The 18,870-nt window shown below is 64.9% G+C and carries 19 protein-coding genes, 1 tRNA gene and 1 pseudogene; 9 read left to right on the top strand and 12 right to left on the bottom strand.

Annotation, left to right across the window (positions count from 1 at the left end; all coding sequences use genetic code 11):
- Window positions 1-177: 177 nt before the first annotated feature.
- Window positions 178-1,569: a flavin monoamine oxidase family protein gene (locus XH81_RS20745; protein WP_028139427.1), complete on the top strand. Its 1,392-nt coding sequence runs from the start codon at window positions 178-180 to the stop codon at window positions 1,567-1,569.
- Window positions 1,570-1,748: 179 nt separating this feature from the next.
- Here XH81_RS20745 and XH81_RS20740 read toward each other — a convergent pair whose 3' ends face one another.
- The 4 genes from XH81_RS20740 to pheS all read right to left on the bottom strand — a co-directional run bounded on the left by XH81_RS20740 (window position 1,749) and on the right by pheS (window position 6,554).
- Complete coding sequence (locus tag XH81_RS20740) at window positions 1,749-2,519, bottom strand: sulfite exporter TauE/SafE family protein (RefSeq protein ID WP_028139428.1); 771 nt, start codon at window positions 2,517-2,519, stop codon at window positions 1,749-1,751.
- Window positions 2,516-4,924 carry a phenylalanine--tRNA ligase subunit beta gene (gene pheT / locus XH81_RS20735; RefSeq protein WP_028139429.1) on the bottom strand — a complete coding sequence of 803 codons (2,409 nt, stop codon included), beginning with the start codon at window positions 4,922-4,924 and terminating at the stop codon, window positions 2,516-2,518. The genes XH81_RS20740 and pheT overlap by 4 nt, the downstream gene beginning before the upstream one ends.
- Window positions 4,921-5,367, bottom strand: coding sequence for an endonuclease domain-containing protein (locus tag XH81_RS20730; protein ID WP_028139430.1), 447 nt, complete (start codon window positions 5,365-5,367; stop codon window positions 4,921-4,923). The genes pheT and XH81_RS20730 overlap by 4 nt, the downstream gene beginning before the upstream one ends.
- Before the next feature lie 104 nt (window positions 5,368-5,471).
- A complete protein-coding gene (gene pheS, locus XH81_RS20725) occupies window positions 5,472-6,554 on the bottom strand; it encodes a phenylalanine--tRNA ligase subunit alpha (RefSeq protein WP_028139431.1) in 1,083 nt (360 codons plus the stop codon).
- 143 nt (window positions 6,555-6,697) lie between these two features.
- Between pheS and XH81_RS20720 the strand changes: the two genes are divergently transcribed.
- Window positions 6,698-7,117, top strand: coding sequence for a hypothetical protein (locus tag XH81_RS20720; RefSeq protein ID WP_028139432.1), 420 nt, complete (start codon window positions 6,698-6,700; stop codon window positions 7,115-7,117).
- Window positions 7,118-7,128: 11 nt separating this feature from the next.
- Here the strand turns inward: XH81_RS20720 and rplT are convergent, their stop codons facing one another.
- A complete protein-coding gene (gene rplT / locus XH81_RS20715; protein WP_027561620.1) occupies window positions 7,129-7,488 on the bottom strand; it encodes a 50S ribosomal protein L20 in 360 nt (119 codons plus the stop codon).
- A gap of 80 nt (window positions 7,489-7,568) precedes the next feature.
- Window positions 7,569-7,769: a 50S ribosomal protein L35 gene (rpmI, locus tag XH81_RS20710; protein WP_008143958.1), complete on the bottom strand. Its 201-nt coding sequence runs from the start codon at window positions 7,767-7,769 to the stop codon at window positions 7,569-7,571.
- 271 nt (window positions 7,770-8,040) lie between these two features.
- Between rpmI and XH81_RS20705 the strand changes: the two genes are divergently transcribed.
- Window positions 8,041-8,445 (top strand): hypothetical protein, encoded by a 405-nt coding sequence (locus XH81_RS20705; protein ID WP_028139433.1) that lies wholly within the window; start codon window positions 8,041-8,043, stop codon window positions 8,443-8,445.
- A gap of 195 nt (window positions 8,446-8,640) precedes the next feature.
- On the opposite strand, the gene infC is transcribed toward XH81_RS20705, so the two are convergent.
- Window positions 8,641-9,180 (bottom strand): translation initiation factor IF-3, encoded by a 540-nt coding sequence (gene infC, locus XH81_RS20700; RefSeq protein ID WP_080670072.1) that lies wholly within the window; start codon window positions 9,178-9,180, stop codon window positions 8,641-8,643.
- Between the two features lie 246 nt (window positions 9,181-9,426).
- On the opposite strand from infC, the gene XH81_RS20695 reads away from it, so the two are divergent.
- Both XH81_RS20695 and XH81_RS20690 read left to right on the top strand, forming a co-directional pair.
- Window positions 9,427-10,212, top strand: coding sequence for an alpha/beta hydrolase (locus XH81_RS20695; protein WP_028139434.1), 786 nt, complete (start codon window positions 9,427-9,429; stop codon window positions 10,210-10,212).
- A gap of 29 nt (window positions 10,213-10,241) precedes the next feature.
- Window positions 10,242-10,708, top strand: a pseudogene (locus XH81_RS20690) (nuclear transport factor 2 family protein).
- A gap of 132 nt (window positions 10,709-10,840) precedes the next feature.
- Here XH81_RS20690 and XH81_RS20685 read toward each other — a convergent pair.
- From XH81_RS20685 to XH81_RS20675, 3 genes are all read right to left on the bottom strand, one after another.
- On the bottom strand, window positions 10,841-11,638 hold the full coding sequence (locus XH81_RS20685; protein WP_028139436.1) for an acyl-CoA thioesterase domain-containing protein: 798 nt from the start codon (window positions 11,636-11,638) through the stop codon (window positions 10,841-10,843).
- 201 nt (window positions 11,639-11,839) lie between these two features.
- Window positions 11,840-13,015: a tRNA epoxyqueuosine(34) reductase QueG gene (queG, locus tag XH81_RS20680; protein WP_271596349.1), complete on the bottom strand. Its 1,176-nt coding sequence runs from the start codon at window positions 13,013-13,015 to the stop codon at window positions 11,840-11,842.
- Window positions 12,964-13,656, bottom strand: a complete 693-nt coding sequence (locus XH81_RS20675) for a glutathione S-transferase family protein (RefSeq protein WP_028139438.1) — start codon at window positions 13,654-13,656, stop codon at window positions 12,964-12,966. Before XH81_RS20675 ends, queG begins: the two co-directional genes overlap by 52 nt.
- A gap of 169 nt (window positions 13,657-13,825) precedes the next feature.
- Here XH81_RS20675 and XH81_RS20670 point away from each other — a divergent pair, with 169 nt between their 5' ends.
- The 3 genes from XH81_RS20670 to XH81_RS20660 all read left to right on the top strand — a co-directional run bounded on the left by XH81_RS20670 (window position 13,826) and on the right by XH81_RS20660 (window position 16,823).
- Window positions 13,826-14,632: an undecaprenyl-diphosphate phosphatase gene (locus XH81_RS20670; RefSeq protein ID WP_028139439.1), complete on the top strand. Its 807-nt coding sequence runs from the start codon at window positions 13,826-13,828 to the stop codon at window positions 14,630-14,632.
- A 121-nt stretch (window positions 14,633-14,753) separates the two neighbouring features.
- Entirely contained in the window at window positions 14,754-16,079 is a 1,326-nt protein-coding gene (locus XH81_RS20665) for an FAD-binding oxidoreductase (RefSeq protein WP_028139440.1), read from the top strand.
- 3 nt (window positions 16,080-16,082) lie between these two features.
- A complete protein-coding gene (locus XH81_RS20660) occupies window positions 16,083-16,823 on the top strand; it encodes an SDR family oxidoreductase (RefSeq protein WP_028139441.1) in 741 nt (246 codons plus the stop codon).
- Between the two features lie 60 nt (window positions 16,824-16,883).
- Here XH81_RS20660 and XH81_RS20655 read toward each other — a convergent pair whose 3' ends face one another.
- Entirely contained in the window at window positions 16,884-17,849 is a 966-nt protein-coding gene (locus XH81_RS20655; protein ID WP_028139442.1) for a complex I NDUFA9 subunit family protein, read from the bottom strand.
- 151 nt (window positions 17,850-18,000) lie between these two features.
- Here XH81_RS20655 and XH81_RS20650 point away from each other — a divergent pair.
- Window positions 18,001-18,087, top strand: a tRNA-Leu gene (locus tag XH81_RS20650).
- A gap of 306 nt (window positions 18,088-18,393) precedes the next feature.
- On the opposite strand, the gene XH81_RS20645 is transcribed toward XH81_RS20650, so the two are convergent.
- Window positions 18,394-18,825 (bottom strand): lysozyme inhibitor LprI family protein, encoded by a 432-nt coding sequence (locus XH81_RS20645; protein WP_244439204.1) that lies wholly within the window; start codon window positions 18,823-18,825, stop codon window positions 18,394-18,396.
- Window positions 18,826-18,870: the final 45 nt, after the last annotated feature.

Here is an 18,870-nt window from a genome sequence, read left to right as displayed (position 1 = left end):
CGGCCTTTTGCGGCCGTCTTTTTCCCTTCTCTATCATGGTCGAAACGTCTTGCAATTCGGTTCATCACTCCGTGACTTCAAGCACGATTGATTCACCATGATGGTTGCCGTGCAACATCAGATGCGGCAAGGTTCGCTGACTGTTCCCGTTCGCCGCAAGTCCTCGGAAACCATGACATGACAATCACGCGCCGCGGTTTCCTTTCGGCGTCGGCGGGTCTTGCCGCCGCAATGCCGGTCCTGCGCGCAACCGCCGCGCCCCTGCCGCGCGAGGCGGATATCGTCGTGATCGGTGCGGGGGCCGCCGGAATCGCCGCGGCGCGGCGCATCATGGCGACGGGCCGCAAGGTCGTCGTGATGGAAGCGGCATCGCAGATCGGCGGCCGCTGTATCACCGACAGCACCACCTTCGAGGTGCCGTTCGACCGTGGTGCGCGCTGGATGCACAATCCCGACACCAATCCGATGATCCGGCTGGCGCGCAGTGTCGGGCTGGACGTGATGCCGGCGCCATCGGGCCAGAAGATGCGCATCGGCCGCCGCAACGCGCGCGCGGGCGAGACCGAGCAATTCCTGGCGGCGCTGGTGCGCGCCAATCGTGCCATCGACGATGCCTCGCGGGCCAAGCTGGATACCTCTTGCGCCTCCGTGCTGCCGAAGGATCTCGGCGACTGGACGGGCGCGGCCGAGTTCATGCTGGGTGCGGGCTTTGCGGGCAAGGACCTGAAGGAGCTGTCCGCGATCGACAAGGGACGCGCGCAGGATCGCAACGCGGCGATCGCCTGCCGTCAGGGCCTGGGCACGCTGATCACCAAGCTCGGCGAGCAGGCGCCGGTGGCGCTGTCGACGCCGGCGAGCCGCATCAGCTGGAGCAACCGCGACGTCACCGTGGAGACGCAAGCCGGCAAGATCGCCGCGCGCGCCGTCATCGTCACGGTCTCGACCAACGTGCTGACATCGGGCGCGCTCAAGTTCACGCCCGACATTCCCAAACGCACGTTGGACGCGGCGTCAAAGCTGGGCCTCGGCAGCTATGATCGGATCGTGCTGCAATTGCCCGGCAATCCGCTCGGCCTGTCGCGCGACGATATCCTTATCGAGCAGAGCAATTCGGCGCGCACGGCGCTGATGTACGCCAATATCGGCGGCTCCTCGCTGTGCTCGATCGACGTCGGCGGCGCGTTCGGCCGCGATCTCTCCGAGCAGGGCGAGAAGGCGATGGTCGCCTTCGCCAGGGAATGGATCACGAAATTGTTCGGTAGCGAGGCTGCGGCTGCCGTCGGGAAGACCAGCGCTACGCGCTGGACCGCCTCGCCCTACGTCCTGGGTGCGATGTCGGCGGCTTCCCCTGGCGGCCAGCTGTCGCGAAAAATCCTGAGCGAGCCGATCGGCAACGTGTTCCTTGCCGGCGAAGCCACGCACGAGACGCTGTGGGGCACCGTCGACGGCGCCTGGGAAAGTGGCGAGCGCGCTGCGGACGCAGCCTTGCGCAAGATCGGTGCGCTCAAGGACGACACCACCGATGTGCCGACGCAATCGACGAAAAAGCGCAGAGCGCCGCGGCAGTAAGGCAATCAAGCCGCCAAACACTCCGCCGTCGTCCCTGCGAACGCAGGGACCCATAACCACAGGGAGACGTTTGACGAAGCCTCGCAGTTGAGAGATCGTCGTCGGGACTGTCACTTGTGTCTTATCGATAGATCACGCGGTATGGGTCCCTGCGTTCGCAGGGACGACAGCGGAGATAATCAGCGCAACACCCCGTCCAGCACCGGCAGTCCCGCGATCACCGCCATCGCGATTAGACCATAGCAAATCGCGCGAAATACTTTCTCGCTGGCGCGGCCGAACAGCGAGGCGCCGAATGCGACGCCGATCGCATAGACCGGGCCGACGATCAGCGAGAGCGCGAGCGATTCGCGGCTGATCAGCCCCGTGGTTGCGTAGCTGACCGTCGAGAAGAAATCCGACGCGCCGAAGAACAGCACGATATTGGCGCGCGCGACGATCGGCGCGATCGGGCGGCCGAGCCAGTAGCCGACGATCGGCGGGCCGCCGGTCTGCGCGAGGCCACTACAGAAGCCCGACAGGCCGCCGATGCCGACCGAGAGCCAGGTGTGGTCCTTGCCGCGATAGCGCCAACCCGACAGCAGGAGGAGCAACAGCGCGGCGACGAAGCAGGAGATGATCCAGCGCGTGGTGACGGGCTCGAGCACGCTGAGGAAATAGGTGCCGACGGGCACGCCGACCAGCGCGCCCAGCACGATGACCGCGGTCGCCTTGCGGTCGGCCTTACGCCATGCGTCGGGCAGCAGCGGTGCCGCCGCGACGAAATCGATCACCAGAAGCAAGGCGGCGACGAGCCGTGGCGCAGCAATGCTGCTTGCCAGCGGCATGAAGATCAGCGCCGAGCCGAAGCCGGAGAACCCGCGTGCAGTGCCGGAAACGAAGGCGACGGCGCAGAGCGCCATCGCGATGGTGAGGCTGACATCCTTCGGAAGGAAGTCCGCAATACTCATCCCCGCAGCGTGCCGCCGGTCTTCTTGGTGACCTCGGCCACGATCTTCGCAGCCACGGCCTCGATCTCCTGGTCGGTCAGTGTCTTCTCGCGCGGCTGGATCGTCACCGCGATCGCGATCGACTTCTTGTCGTCGTCGATGCCCTTGCCCTCGTAGACGTCGAACACGTTCACGCCGGTGATCAGCTTCTTGTCGACGCCCTGCGCGGCCCGCACGATGTCGCCACCCTTCATGGTACGATCGACGATGAACGCGAAGTCGCGCGTGACGGGCTGGAATGCCGAGAGCTCGATCACGGGCTTGGCGCGGGTCGGCTTCTTCTTCGCCTCGGGGATACGGTCGAGGATCACCTCGAACACCATCAGCGGACCGTCGGCGCCGAGCGCCTCGAGCGCTCTCGGGTGCACCTCGCCGAAATGCCCGAGCACGTTCTGCGGCCCGATCTGGATCGTGCCGGAGCGGCCCGGATGCAGCCATGCCGGACCGCCGGCGACGATCTGCAGCGCCTGCATCGGCGCGCCGGCGGCTGCCAGCACGGCCAGCGCATCCGCCTTGGCGTCGAACACATCAGCCTGGGTCGAGCCCGACCAGTGCCGTCCCAGACCTTCCGAGGAGGCAAAGCCGCGGCGTACGCCGCTCGCCGCCATGAACTGATCCTGCGGGCGATCGCCCTTGAAAATTTGTCCAACCTCGAACAGCGCGACATCGCTCACGCCGCGATTGGCGTTCGCCTGTGCGGCCGCGATCAGGCCCGCGAGCAGCGTCGGGCGCATGTCGGAGAGATCAGACGCGATCGGGTTGGCGACTTCGAGCTCGCGCTGGCCGCCGCCGAACAATTCTGCCGCGGACTTCGTGATGAACGACCAGGTCACCGCTTCGATGATGCCGCGGCTTGCGAGCGCGCGCCGGGCGCGGCGGGTGCGCAGCTGGAGCGGTGTCAGCACCGATTTGCGCGCGTCCTCGCCGCGCTCGAACGGCGTCATCGGCACCTTGTCGACGCCGTAGATGCGGACGATCTCCTCGACGATGTCGGCCTTGCCGTGCACATCCGTGCGCCACGACGGCACCGCGACCTTCACCACCGGCCCCGGGCCCGCCATCATGAAACCGAGATGGGTCAGGATGCGCTTCATCTCCGGCTGCGGCACCTCGATGCCGGAGAGGCGCTTGACCTCGGTCACCGGGAAATCGATCACCCGGTCATCGCCAAAGGCCTTGCCGACCACGACCGTCTCGGACGGCGTGCCGCCGCACATCTCCATCACCAGCCTGGTCGCCAGCTCCAGCCCCGGCACCATGAAGGCCGGATCGACGCCGCGCTCGAAGCGGTAGCGCGCGTCCGAATTGATGCCGAGCTTGCGGCCGGTCTGGGCGATGTTGATCTCGTTCCACAGTGCCGATTCGATCAGCACGTCGGTGGTATCATCATCGCAGCCGGAGGCTTCGCCGCCCATGATGCCGGCGAGCGATTCGACGCCGTGCTCGTCCGCGATCACGCAGATGGCGGGATCGAGATTGTAGGTGCGGCCGTCGAGCGCGAGCAGCGTCTCGCCCTCGCGCGCGCGGCGCACGACGAGATTGCCCTTCACCTTCCTGGCGTCGAACACGTGCAGCGGCCGTGCGCGGTCGTAGGTCATGAAGTTGGTGATGTCGACCAGCGCGTTGATCGGGCGCAACCCGATCGCGGTCAGCCGCTTCTGCAGCCATTCCGGCGACGGACCGTTCTTGACGCCACGCACGAGGCGGAGCGCGAAGCCTGGACACAGCGTGGAATCCTCGACCGTGACCTTCACGGGGCACGCGAACTCGCCCTTGATCGGCTTGATGGCGGGATCCCTGAACTTGCCCATGTCGGCGGCGGCAAGGTCGCGCGCGATGCCGTGCACGCCGGTGCAGTCCTGCCGGTTCGGCGTCAGATTGATCTCGACCACGGGATCGCCAAGCGCGGCCCATTCGGCATAGCCGGCGCCGACGGGTGCATCCGCCGGCAATTCCATGATGCCGTCATGATCGTTGGAGATCTGCAACTCGGCCGCCGAGCACAGCATGCCGCGGCTCTCGACGCCGCGGATGGTGCCGACACCGAGCGTGATGTCCTTGCCGGGAATGTAGGTGCCGGGCGGCGAGAACACGCTGACGAGACCCGCACGCGCATTCGGCGCGCCGCACACGACCTGCACCGGCGCACCGCCGTCACCGGTATCGACCATGCAGACGCGCAGGCGATCCGCATTCGGATGCTGCTCGGCCGAGATTACCTTCGCGATGGTGAAGGGCTTCAGCGCCTTCGCCTTGTCCTCGATGTTCTCGACCTCGAGCCCGATCATGGTGAGCTTCTCGGCGAGCTTGTCGAGCGGCTCGTCGGTCTCGAGATGGTCCTTCAGCCAGGAGAGGGTGAATTTCATGGCTGTTTCTTCTCCACGGAGACGGTCTGCTCCCTCTCCCGCTTGCGGGGGAGGGTTGGGGTGGGGGCTCTCTCCGCGACGGTGGTCGCGATGATTTCAAGAACGCCGCCACGATTGGTCATGACATCGAGGTTGCTGAAGCGGAGCACCTTGAAGCCCATCGCTTCGATGGAGGCAGAGCGACGCGCGTCGGCGCGCTCGCCGTCATCCGAGAAGTGTTGGCCGCCGTCGAGCTCAATGACGAGCTTGGCTGCGTGGCAGATGAAATCGGCGATGTAATTCTCGATCGGCACTTGGCGGCGGAAGCTCGCGCCGTTCAGTCGGTGGCCGCGCAGTTCCGACCAGAGGATTCGCTCTGCATCGGTTGAATCGCGCCTGAGCGCGCGAGCATTGGCTCGCAGCTTGGCCGATTTCTTCCAGTCCGGATGTTCAGGATCAACCATTGGCAACCCCATCGAGGAGAGACCCCCACCCCAACCCTCCCCCGCACGCGGGAGAGGGAGTCCGACTGTCCTCGCCGCTGGGGCGATCGTGTCCCAGCAGATCATCACGAGCTCAATCCCCCAGCCAGCGTCGGCACCTCCAGCGGCTTGAAGCCGTAGTGGCTCAGCCAGCGAACGTCGCTGTCGAACAGCTGGCGGAGGTCGGCGATGCCGTATTTCAGCATGGCGATGCGGTCGATGCCCATGCCCCAGGCGAAGCCCTGATACTCATCGGGATCGATGCCGCAGGCGCGCAGCACGTTCGGGTGCACCATGCCGCAGCCGAGAATCTCGAGCCAGTCCTCGCCCTCGCCGAAGCGGATTTCGCCCTTGTCGCGGCGGCACTGGATGTCGACTTCCAGCGACGGCTCGGTGAACGGGAAGAACGACGGGCGGAAGCGCATGTTGATGTGGTCGACCTCGAAGAACGCCTTGCAGAACTCGTGCAGGATCCATTTGAGGTGGCCGAGATGCGAAGTCTTGTCGATGACGAGGCCTTCGACCTGGTGGAATTGCGGCGTGTGGGTCGCGTCCGAATCGATGCGGTAGGTGCGGCCCGGGCAGATCACGCGGATCGGCGGCTTCTGGCTCAGCATGGTGCGCACCTGCACCGGCGAGGTGTGGGTTCGAAGCAGCATGCGCGAGCCGTCCTCCTTCGGATGGAAGAAGAAGGTGTCGTGCATCTCGCGCGCCGGATGGCCTTCCGGAAAATTCAGCTTGGTGAAGTTGTAATCGTCGGTCTCGATGTCGGGGCCTTCGGCGACCGAGAATCCCATGTCGGCGAAGATCGTGGTCAGTTCGTCCCAGACCTGGCTCAGCGGATGGATACGGCCGGCTTCCGTCGGCGCATCGCGCAGCGGCAGCGTGACATCGACGGTCTCGGACGCGAGCCGCGCATCGAGCGCCGCCGATTTCAGCACGTCGCGACGGGCGGCGAGCGCCTGGGTGACCTCGTCCTTCGCCTGGTTGATCGCGGCGCCCTGTGTCTTGCGCTCGTCCGGCGACATCTTGCCGAGCGTTGCCAGCAAGGCTGAGATCGAGCCCTTCTTGCCGAGCGAGGCGACGCGGACGGCTTCGAGGGCCGCTTCGTCGTCGGCAGCACTGATCTGCGCGAGGATGGATTGAACGAGACTGGCGAGGTCGGACACGGTCGGATCCCTCAAACTTGCAAAAGGCTGCCGGGTTGTGGCCGCAGCCGGGGCGGAACGTCAAGCCGATTGGACGTCGTAAATGCGGGGCATTTGAACCGCAAAGGCATGGCTGGCACCAACCTGAACGCGAAGGAGGGACGATGCGTTTGCGATTCTGGGTGGCCGGCCCGGCCCTGGTTCTCTTGGAAGGCTTTCTGGGAGGCGCGGCTCTCGCCGCCGAAGAATGCCAGGCCAAATCCACGTCGATGGATGACATCGTCGTGGCCCTGAACGCGGCGCCGGGCTGCGAGCGTGCCATGAAGCAGTTCGAGGCCTGCGCATACGGCGCCAGCGGCGACGTACAGTTCGGTGACGTGGTCGAGAAGAAGTGCGAGGCCGATTTCATCGGCCAGCTGCAGCCGCCACAGAAGCTCAGCTACCAGCGCGAGTTGCGGGTCTGCGACCAGAAGTACCGGAGCAAGTCCGGCACCATGTATATCTCGGCCACGGCCTTCTGCCGGGCGGAGGTCGCCCAGCGCTACTCGCAACGTGCGCTGAAGGCCGGCAAAGCCGGCCGCTAGCGCCGCAGGGCTCAGGCAGCGAGCGCAGCCTTGGCCTTCTCGGCGATCGCCTGGAACGCCGCGGGCTCGCTGATCGCGAGATCCGACAGCACCTTGCGGTCCACGGTGATCCCGGACTTGGCCATGCCGTCGATAAATCGGCTGTAGGTCAGGCCGAACGGACGAACGGCAGCGTTGATGCGCTGGATCCAGAGCGCGCGGAAGGTCCGCTTCTTGCGCTTGCGATCACGGAACGCGTACTGCTGGGCCTTCTCCACGGCCGGCTTGGCGGCGCGGATGGTGTTCTTGCGGCGGCCGTAGAAACCCTTGGCGGCCTTGTAGACTTTCTTGTGCTTGGCGTGGGCGGTCACACCGCGTTTGACGCGAGACATGACAAAATCCTTCAGAGATGACTTTGGTTATCGGATTGCCGCGCAAGACGCGGCACGGTTGGCAATGATCGTGGACGCGATCAGGCGTTCGGCAAGAAGTACTTCTTGACGTTGTCGCCGTCGGTCTTGAACAGCACCGCGGTGCCGCGCAGCTGACGGATCTGCTTCTTCGTCCGCTTGATCATGCCGTGACGCTTGCCGCGATGGGCGAACATCACTTTGCCGGTGGCAGTCACCTTGAAGCGCTTTTTAGCGCCCGATTTGGTCTTCAGCTTGGGCATTTGGCTCTCCTAATGGCCACAGAGTTCCGCCCGCGAAGGCGGCTAGCCGTCAAAAATGCTCGTTAGAGCGTTGATTGTGCTCAGGTTTTACGAACAAGCGCGAAACCCGCACGAAACACCGCCACGGCAGCCCTTAATCAGCCGGGCGATGAAGGCTGGGCTTATGACAGAGGACAGGCCGATTGGCAACGATGAACCGGCGAAACCAGCCCGGCGACTATTCGGCATTGCGACCCTCATGTGCAAGCCTGTCGCCTGGAGCAGGACCAAAATGGCCCATTTTTCCCGATCGCTTCCCTCTTCGACTGTTTTCGCCCGTCCGTGCCATCTGGCGCTTCTGGCCGTGCTCGCCACGACCGCGCTGCCATCGACGGCCGATGCCCGGGTCGGCGGCTATGACGGCATCTGGAACGTCACCTTCGCCACCACGCGGGGCAATTGCAGCTCCGGTTACAGCGTCCCCTTCACCGTGACCGGCAGCCGGGTGTCGTCCGCCGGCGGCGGCCGGGTTTCCGGCAAGGTCAATCGCGGCGGTGCTGTGGCGGTCCAGGTCTCGGTCGGCGCGTCCCATGCCAGCGGCGGCGGCCGGCTCGCCGGCGTGAACGGCACAGGGTCGTGGAAGGGCATCATTTCCGGCGATCGGTGCAGCGGCACCTGGCAGGCGACGAGGACGTAGCTGTCGCCGGGAAAAATGGCGCGCTCCCTCCCCCGCTTGCGGGGAAGGGCTGGGGAGAGGGTGTCTCCGCTGGCGAGAACCCCCAAGAGGACAGAACCCTCACCCGGCGCTCGCGGCTCGCACCTCGCCCAAAACAAAACGGCCCGCCGGAGATCCGGACGGGCCGTTGAACTCTTGAGTTCCAAGCAACCGGCGTCAGCGCGGCGCCAGAACCATGACGACCTGACGGCCCTCAAATCGGGCGTCCTGCTCGACCTTGGCGAGCTCGGCGACGTCGGTCTTGATCTTGTCGAGCAGCTTGGTGCCGATCTCCTGGTGCGCCATTTCGCGACCGCGATAGCGCAGCGTGATCTTGACCTTGTCGCCCTCTTCGAAGAACCGCTGCATCGCGCGCATCTTCACGTCGTAATCGTGGTCGTCGATCATCGGGCGGAGCTTGATCTCCTTGATCTCGACGATCTTCTGCCGCTTGCGGGCTTCGGCGGCTTTTTTCTGGGCCGAATACTTATATTTCCCGTAGTCCATGATCTTGCAGACGGGAGGGCTGACGTTCGGCGAGATCTCGACCAGATCCATGCCGGCTTCCTGGGCCATCCGGATGGCCATGACGGTCTCGACCGTGCCTTTGTTGTCACCGGCCTGATCGATCAGCTGGATCTGCGCATTGCGAATATCATCATTGATGCGCGGCCCATCTTTGCTGGCGACGGGCGGGGCTTTATTGGGACGGCGAATGGGTGGTTCTCCAAAGTTGTGAAAGAGGCTGCTATTTTGCAGGAAGATGCGTTTGCCGGCAAGCAATTCGCTCGTGCGCGAAACGAAAAACCCTCAAATGCGAGGTATTTCGGCCACGCCTGGGCACGCTGACCGACATAGACACCTTGCTTCCGTTCCGCAAGCGTCCCAAAGGGACAATGCCGGTCTCCGGCGCTGCGGAATACGACCCGACAGCTCAAACCGCGCAGCCAGGTTAAACGTTCCATGAGCCATGCAATTGATGCCGTACTCGACTCCATCGATGTGGGTGAGGGCCCCTCAGCACGCAGGATCGCGGTGCGCAGCCGGCGCGGGCAGGGGCCCGGGCTGGTCTGGCTCGGCGGATTCAAATCGGACATGCAGGGCAGCAAGGCCCTGGCACTGGACGCCTGGGCCCGGGACCACGGCCGCGCCATGGTCCGGTTCGACTATTCCGGTCACGGCGAATCCGGCGGCGATTTCGCCGACGGAACCATCGGACGCTGGTTGGAGGAGTGCGTGGCGGTGTTCGAACGGTTCTGCGATGGCCCGCAGGTCCTGATCGGCTCCTCCATGGGCGGCTGGATGGCGCTGCTGCTCGCGCGCGAGATCAGGAAGCGTTCTGGCGCGGCCTCGCTCGCAGGGCTCGTGCTGATCGCGCCGGCGCCCGACTTCACCGAAGAGCTGATGTGGAAGAAATTTTCGCCCGCGGTGAAGCAGGAGATCGAGACCAAGGGTGTCTGGCTGCGGCCGTCCGAATATGGCGACGGCTCGCCCTATCCGATCACGCGGAACCTGATCGAGGAGGGCCGCAACCATCTCGTGCTCGGCAGCGCCATCGATCTCGGCTGCCCGGTCCGCATCCTGCAAGGTGCGAAGGATCCTGACGTGCCCTGGCAGCACGCTTTCGCGCTGACGCATCGCCTGCCGGCCGACGACGTCGTGCTGACCATGATCCAGGACGGCGATCACCGCCTCTCCCGCCCGCAGGACATCGCGCGCATTCTTGCCGCGGTGGCTGAGATCGGGTGAAGTGCCTTCTTCCTTCAGGAGGCAATCCAATGACCACCACCGCCATGCTGCGCGCCTTCTGCGATGCGGTCGAGCAGCGCAACGGCAAAGCGTTCGCCGAGCTGTTCACCGAGGACGGCGTCTATCACGACGTGTTCTACGGCGCTTCGCCGGCCACGAGAAGATCGCCGCGATGATCGACGACTGGTTCTATCGCACGGCGACCGATTTCCGCTGGGACATGCACGATCCCGTCACCGACGGCACCACGCTCTATGCGCGCTACACCTTCAGCTATCGTTCGACCCTGCCGGAAGCGAACGGCGCGCGGGCGATGTTCGAGGGCGTTGCGATCATGACACTGAAGGGCGGCAAGATCGTGAGCTATCACGAGGTCGCCAATACCGCGCCGGCATTCGTCGACCTGAAGTTTGCGCCGGAGCGGATTGCCAAGATCGTCGCCAAGCAGGGCGCCGTTCTGAAGGCACGGCCGGAGATGAAGCGGCATTTGAAGTAGAAGCGCAACTCTCTCCATCGTCATTCCGGGGCGCGCCACTTGGCGCGAACCCGGAATCCATCGGGCGTCAAAGCGCGAGGCGGAATGGATTCCGGGCTCACGCTACGCGTGCCCGGAATGACGGTGAATAGTCTATCGCTTCGACGGATTGGCCATCGGCTTGCGCTGCGCCAGCGCGGCCACCGTCGCGGTGCCGATCGGGCCCTGTTCGTCATAGAGCCAGCATTCGCCGATCGCGACGCCGTCGGTGGCGTGGTGGTTCACCACCTCGAAGCCGATCCAGTTCGTCACCGGCAGGCGGTGCAGATAGATCGTGACGTCGCTGTTGATGTAGCCGAGCCCGTTGTCGCCGGCATTGGCAAAGGGGCTTGCGAAATCCGCACCCGTTGCGACACGGACGAACGGTGTCATCGGCACGCCCGCGACGAGCTCGCGCACCTCGCTCATCCAGAGTCTTCGCGGACCGAGCGAGCCCATATGACCGACAATGGGGCGCGTCGTCCATTTGCCGTTCATGCCGAGCCTGGGATCGGTGGGTTTTGGAATGTCGGCCGGCTTCGGCACGTCCCAGTTCGGCGGCGACCAGACATTGCCATCAGGATTTTGCGTCTTGCGCAGCAGCTGGCACGAGGCCCGCGCCATGCTGACACCGCCGGAGACGAATTCCGCTTCGACCACGCGGATGCGCAAGCCGTCGCGCACGAGACGCGTCGTCACCTCGATCGGCTTGTCGATGGTCGGCAGCCGAAACATGTCGACGGTGAGCCGCGCCGGCACCAATTCGGGACCGGAATGGCGCTCCTCGATGGCGAAGCCGAGCAGCCCGACGACGACGCGTCCATGCAGGGATTTCGGATCCCACGGACCGTTGGCGGCTTCCGTCGGATGGAATGTATCACTGTTGCGGGTGAAGAAAGGCAGGTTTGTCATGCGCGCGAGATTGAAGAAACGCGCGGGGAAATCAAGGGTGGTGGTGCCGTCGTGAGAGTCAGGCGCGCAAGCTCTCGCCACGACAACAGGTGTCTTCGCCCGGCTTGACCGGGCGATCCAGTAGTCCGAGACGGCCGTGACAAAATCGAGAAGCCGCGGCGTACTGGATTCCCCGCCTTCGCGGGGAATGACGGCGGTGGGTTAGGCGACGGTCTGCCACTCCTCACGCACGCTTTCGTCGCGTTCGTCGTCTAACGCAGTGGTCTTCATCGCCTCAAACTCTTCCCGCCCCACCAGTTGCCCCAGCGCCCACACCGCCGCGCCACGCACCAGCGGGCTCGCATCCTCCAGCAACCGCCGCGCCTCTTCCGACAACGTCACGTCACCCGAGTTGCCAATCGCAATCAGGACGTTGCGCAAAAACCGATCGCGGCCGATGCGCTTGACCGGCGATTTCGTGAACAGCGCGCGGAACGCGGCGTCGTCGAGACGTGCCAGCTCGGCGAGACCAGGCGCGCGCAATTCGCTGCGTGCGGCGAGCTTGGCTTCGCGCCCCTCCTGCGCAAACTTGTTCCAGGGACACGCAGCGAGGCAATCGTCGCAGCCATAGATGCGGTTGCCGATGGCTTTGCGAAATTCGTGCGGGATCGGTCCCTTGTTCTCGATGGTGAGATAGGAGATGCAACGCCTGGCATCGAGCTTGTAGGGCGCGGGAAACGCCGCCGTCGGGCAGATGTCGAGACAGGCCTGGCACGAGCCGCAATGATCGATCTCGGCAGCGTCGCGCGGCAGCTCCAGCGTGGTGTAGATCGCGCCGAGGAAAAGCCACGAGCCGAACTCGCGCGAGACGAGGTTAGTGTGCTTGCCCTGCCAGCCCAGATGCGCAGCTTGCGCCAGCGGCTTCTCCATCACCGCTGCGGTGTCGACGAACACCTTCACGTCCGACGGCGCGGTCGCGACCAGCCAGCGCGCCAGCGCCTTCAGCCGCTTCTTGATGAGATCGTGATAGTCGTCGCCCTGCGCATAGACCGAGATCGCCGCGCGCGTGCGCTGCTCGAGAATCGCGAGCGGATCCTGGTCCGGGCCGTAATTGACGCCGAGCATGATCACCGAGCGCACGTCGCTCCACAGCCCGCGCGGATCGACCCGGCGCTCCGGCTGCGCCGCGAGCCAGTCCATGTCGCCATGGCCGCCGGAGGCGATGAATTCGAGGAAGTATTTTCCGGCACTCTCGATCGTGCCAGGTGCGGTGACGCCGATGCAGTCGAAGCCGAGCGCCCGCGCCTCGCGCGTGAGCGCTGCCTTCAGTTCAGTCGGATCGGAGTTCAGAAATCCAGGTCCACGTAGGTCCGCGACGCCGGCACGCCGGCCAGCCATTCGCTCAGCAGCGGACGGAACGACGGGCGGGACTTCACCCGCGCGTACCATGCCTTTGCTGCGTCGTCCTCGCTCCATGGCACGTCGCCCAGATAGTCGATCGCCGAGAGATGCGCCGCGGCGGCGAGATCCGCGTAAGTGAGCCGGTCGCCGGCAAGGAAATTACGGGTCTGCGCCAGCCAGCCGATATAGGCCAGATGATAGCGCACATTGGCCTTGGCGGCGCGCATCACGTCGGCCGAGGGCGGCCCGCCGCCGTTCTCCTCGCTCATGAAGCGCTTGTAGATGCGCTCGGTGACGAGAGGATGCGAGACCTCCTCGAAGAATTTTTCGTTGAACCATGCCATCAGACGGCGAACCTCGACACGCTCGCCGATGGCTTCCGGCATCAGGCGCTTGGGTCCCATCCCGGCGCCATAGGCCTCGTCGACATATTCAGCGATGATCGCAGCGCCCGGGATCGGCGGCTGCTCGTCGTCCACCATCACAGGCGTCGTGCCGGCCGCATTGAGCAACAAAAATGCCTCGCGCCGCTCCCAGCTGCGCTCTTCCACCAGCTTGAGGTCGAGCCCGTATTCGCCCGCGATCAGGCGGATGAAACGCGAATGCGGACAGAACGGATGATGAAACAGCGTAAACATGAAGCCTTTGACTATTTGATGGTGCTTAAGATTCCATCAATGTTTGTGCGACGCCACACTAGTCCTTCAAAACCGCGAGGCAAGGGCGTGATTTCGCATTTTGCGATTGCGGCATGGGGGCGAATAGGCGAGAAGGGCCCCGCTTTTCCAGCCGAAATGGACCGTAAATATGTCAGACGCAATACGGGCAGTGATCCTCGGCATCATCGAGGGTGTGACCGAGTTCCTTCCCGTGTCCTCGACCGGCCATTTGCTGCTCGCGGAACGCTTCTTCCATCTCGGCGAAGGCGCCTTCTGGGATTCGTTTACGGTTCTGATCCAGTTGGGTGCGATCCTCGCGATCGTCGGGCTGTACTTCAAGAAGCTCTGGGATGTCGTGATCGGCTTCTTCACGGGCGACACCTATTCGCGCCGCTTCGTGCTCGGCGTGCTGGTCGCGTTCCTGCCGGCTGTGATCGTCGGCCTCGTCGCCGGCAAATACATCAAGAGCGTGCTGTTCAATCCCTGGGTCGTGTGCTTCACGCTGATCGTCGGCGGCGCCATCCTGCTCTGGGTCGACAAGCTCGATCTCAAGCCGCGCGAGCATGACGCCACGAGGTTTCCGCTGCTGATGTATCTCTATATCGGCATCGCGCAGTGCGTGGCGATGATCCCGGGCGTGTCGCGTTCCGGCGCCAGCATCGTCGCCGCGATGTTCCTGGGCGCCGACAAGCGCGCGGCGGCGGAGTTCTCGTTCTTCCTCGCCATCCCCACCATGATCGGTGCGTTCGCCTACGACTTCTACAAGAACCGCTCCGAGATGACGATGGACCACATGGGCATCGTCGCGATCGGCTTCGTGGTGTCGTTCATCACCGCGATCATCGTGGTCAAGACGTTCCTGGAATATGTCACCCGGCACGGCTTCGTGGTGTTCGCCTGGTGGCGCGTCATCGTCGGCACGCTCGGCCTGATCGCGCTGGCGCTGGGGCGTTAACTGTCTGGTTCCATCCGGCTGCGGCAGTTCGGCTGGCAGGCGTTTTCAACCCAAAATAAGCTTTTGATGGGTAGTCAGTTTCCAACGCCGGGCGGCGCGCGTCCGGCACAGGAGCTGAGCCATGACCCTCGTCAGCGGCTGGGGGCGTTTCCCGGTCGTCGATAGCGATGTGCTGCGCCCGCGCTCGTTCGCGGCAGTCGGCGAAGCCATCTCGGCCGGCACCGTCGCGCGCGGCAACGGCCGCGCCTATGGCGATGCCGCGATCGGCGCCGTCAGGACGATCGGCATGACCGGCTTCGACCGGGTCAGGTCGTTCGATCCGGCAACCGGGCGCATCCGCCTCGAAGCCGGCGTTCTCCTGTCGGACCTGATCGACACCTTTGGCCCGCGTGGCTTTCTGCCTTTCGTCGTGCCCGGCACCCGCTTCGTCTCGATCGGCGGCGCCATCGCCGCCGACGTTCACGGCAAGAACCATCATTGCGAGGGCGGCTTCGGCCGCTATGTCGACAGCCTCCTGCTGCGCACCGGGCAGGGCGAGGTCATTGAAGCCTCGCGCGAACAGAACTCCGATGCGTTCTTCGCGACCGTCGGCGGCATGGGCCTGACCGGCATCATCCTCGAAGCGACGATGCGGCTGCGCCGGGTCGAGACCGGGTGGATCCGCGAGCGGGTGATCTCCGCGTCTGATCTCGATGCCGCGATGCGCGCGCTCGAGGCGGGCGATGCCGCGACCTATTCGGTGGCGTGGATCGATTGCGTGGCACGAGGCCGCGATCTCGGCCGTTCGCTGATCTATCTCGGCGAGCACGCGGGCAGGGGCGAGCTGACGGAAGGCGCCGATGCATTTCCGGTCGGCAAGGAGTCTCGCCTCAGCGTGCCCGTCGACCTGCCGTCGATGGCACTGAACCGCACCAGCGTCCGCGCCTTCAACGAACTTTACTATCGCATGGGCGCGCGGCGCGCCGGCGGCAGCCATGTGGTCTCGCTCTATCCGTATTTCTTTCCGCTCGACAGCGTCGGTGAGTGGAATCGCATCTATGGCAAGCGCGGCTTCCTGCAGCATCAATGCGTGATCCCGCAAGCCGGCGCGCGCGGCGTGCTCGGCGACATCCTCGATCGTGTCGCGCGGCGCGGCGACGCTTCCTTCCTCGCCGTGCTCAAGAAGCTCGGCCAGGGTGACGGCATCCTGTCGTTCCCGCTGCCCGGCTACACGCTGGCGCTGGATTTCCCGGTGAAGGGCGACATCCTGAATTTCCTCGACGAGATCGATCGCCTGGTCGTCGCCGCCGGCGGCCGGCTGTATCTGGCGAAAGACGCGCGCCAGTCGCGCGCGACCTTCGCAGCGGGCTATCCTGCCTTGCAGCGTTTCAACGCGATCCGCAAATCGCTCGATCCCGCCGGCAATATCCGATCGAAACTTTCACAGCGTCTGTTTGATGAGGTCTAGGCCGTGACGTCACGCAAATCTGTCTTGGTGCTCGGCGGCTCCTCCGACATCGGCCGCGCCGCCGCGCGCGCCTTTGCCAAGGCGGGATACGATGTCGCACTCGCCGGCCGCGACGTCGCTACGCTCGAGCCTGATGCGGCCGATCTGCGCGCGCGTTACACCGTCGAGGTTGGTCTCCACAAATTCGATGTGCTCGACACCGCCTCGTTCGACAGCTTTGTCGGAACTCTTCCCGCGTTGCCCGATGTCGTCATCTCGATCGTCGGCCTGCTCGGTATGCAGCAGAATGCCGAGAGCGATCTCGTCCACGCCACCGCGATCATGCGTTCGAACTACGAAGGCCCCTCGCTGATCCTCGGCCTGTTCGCCGAAAAATTCTTAGGCCGCGGCAGCGGCACGCTTGTCGGCGTGTCGTCCGTGGCCGGCGATCGCGGCCGGGCCTCGAACTATGTCTATGGCTCGGCCAAGGCCGGCTTCTCCGCCTTCCTGTCGGGCTTGCGCGCCCGCGCCAGCCGTGGCGGCGTGCATGTCGTCACCGTCAAGCCCGGCTTCGTCCGCACCAAGATGACTGATGGCATGAAGCTGATCGGCCCGCTCACCGTCGAAGCGCCGGTGGTTGGCGATGCCATTCTCCGGGCAGTCGAGAACAAGACCGACGTCGTCTATGTCAGCGGCAAATGGCGCCTCGTGATGCTGATCATCAAGACGCTGCCGGAAGCGGTGTTCAAGAAGCTGAAGTTTTGAGGCTGTAGCCGCGGCGGCGGTCTGTCACCTCTCCCGCAAGCGGGAGAGGTGACACCCACCTCACACGCTCATACGCTGGAACTGACCGGCGGCGCGGAAGCGCCAGAGATATTGCGGGGCGATCGCCTCCAGCGAATCGCCTGTTATGCCGAGCCCTTCCAGCGTCAGGCTGGCGGCCTTCGCCGCATCCGACACGACATTGTCACGCTCAAGCATCGTGACCTGGTCCGGCGTCAGCTTGAAGGCGCCCGGCGCGAATTGCAGGAAGTTCGCCTGGAAGCGGGCGAGGCCGAACGGCAGCGGGATCAGCGCCGGCTTGCGCGCGGTGATCTCGAGGATGGCCTCGATGATCTCGCGCATGGTCAGCACTTCCGGCCCGCCGAGCTCGTAGGTCGCGCCCGCCTTGGCCTTGCCGTCGACGGCGTCCGCGATCGCGGTGGCGACGTCGCCGACATAGACCGGCTGCATCCTGGTCTCGCCGCCGATCAGCGGCAGCACCGGCGACATCCGGGCCAGCGCGGCGAACCGGTTGGTGAACTGGTCCTCGGGGCCGAACATCACGGAGGGGCGGAAGATCGTGGCCGAGGGCACCGCAGCCGACACCGCGGCTTCGCCGGCCGCCTTGGCCTTGGCATAGCGCGAGGGCGATTCGGCATCGGCCCCGATCGCCGAGACATGCACCAGGCGGGCGCCGGCCGCGGCCGCTGCCTTGGCGACCGTTTCGGCACCCCTGGCCTGGACGGCGTCAAAGGTCTGCGCGCCGCCCTCGGTGAGGACGCCCACAAGGTTGATGACGACGTGCGAATCACGCAGCGCCGCCTCGACCGAGGCCGGATAGCGCAAATTGGCCTGCACGGTGTGGACCTGCCCGACCTTGCCGGAGGGCTGGAGGTATCCGGCCAGTTCCGGCCGCCGCACCGCGACCCGGACCCGGTAATCGCGCTTGCACAGCGCGCGGACGACATTCCGGCCCAAAAACCCCGATCCGCCGAAAACCGTGACGAGCGTGTCCAGATTCGATGCCATGGGAGCCGTTCCTGCGGAAAAGAGTGCGTCTTGTCAGGCTTGTATCGGGCCGGTTTGCGATGTGCAATCGGCATCCCCAAACCCGGGTCACGCATGAATTGACAACGGCGTCACCGAACCGTAGTAACCGCCTCCGTGCCCCAAACGGCATGCCCAGGTGGTGGAATTGGTAGACGCGCTGGCTTCAGGTGCCAGTGGCTTAACGGCCGTGAAGGTTCGAGTCCTTTCCTGGGCACCACCCCCAACCCAAGTGGTTGAAATCGCTCATTTGCAGGGAATTTGAGCCGCTGACCGGTACACAAAACCGAGGCACAGCGCTCATGGCGTACCGAATGGCCTAGATCGATCGTCGGGTCGACTCAGATCGCCGGCGAGCTTGAGGCGGCTGGCTTTGTCAGTCGCTTAGGCAAGCGCTACGCGCCGACAGCCGTTGCCCGGGTGCCAGGTGAGCTACGAACGACGTCCACTGCGCTCGCGGCCGAAGCCGTCGTCGCTAGGTGGGAAAAGGTCGGCAAAGCTGATGACCCCAAGAGCCTGAGAGGTCTCAGTGCTCGTTGACCGCGGCGCCGAGCTTGATCAGGCTCAGCGAGCGGTTCGCGGTCTCACGCAGGCGGCAGTAGCTCGCGCCGCCCCGGTACATGCCGGGGTCGACCTGGTCGAAGGCCGCGCAGAGGCGATCACGCGACGCGGCGAAAGTTTTCTGCGAGTCGTTGGCCGCCTTGATCACGTCGGCGAATCCACCAGCCTGAACCTTCTTGAGCGCCTCACTGGTTTTTTGCGTCCAAACGGCGAGTTCGCGCGCCGCGCAGGCTTTCCATTTGGCGACATCGTCATTCGCGCCCTCTGCCGCTTTGATGCAGGGGTCGGCGACGAGCCCGACGCACGCGCTGCCGAAACCGCCGGCTTTCTCCGCGGTCTTCAGGCAGGCATCGATCACTGCAAGGTCGGCTGGCGCGGTGCCCTGGGCGAAAGCCATCGATGCGAGCGGGAGGCTAGCGGCGAGCATCGCGGCGGCAAGTTT

Origin of the sequence: Bradyrhizobium sp. CCBAU 25360, from assembly GCF_028128695.1 — a bacterium.
In the GTDB taxonomy this organism is placed as follows: domain Bacteria; phylum Pseudomonadota; class Alphaproteobacteria; order Rhizobiales; family Xanthobacteraceae; genus Bradyrhizobium; species Bradyrhizobium ottawaense.
This window is presented reverse-complemented; position numbering and strand designations above follow the sequence as displayed.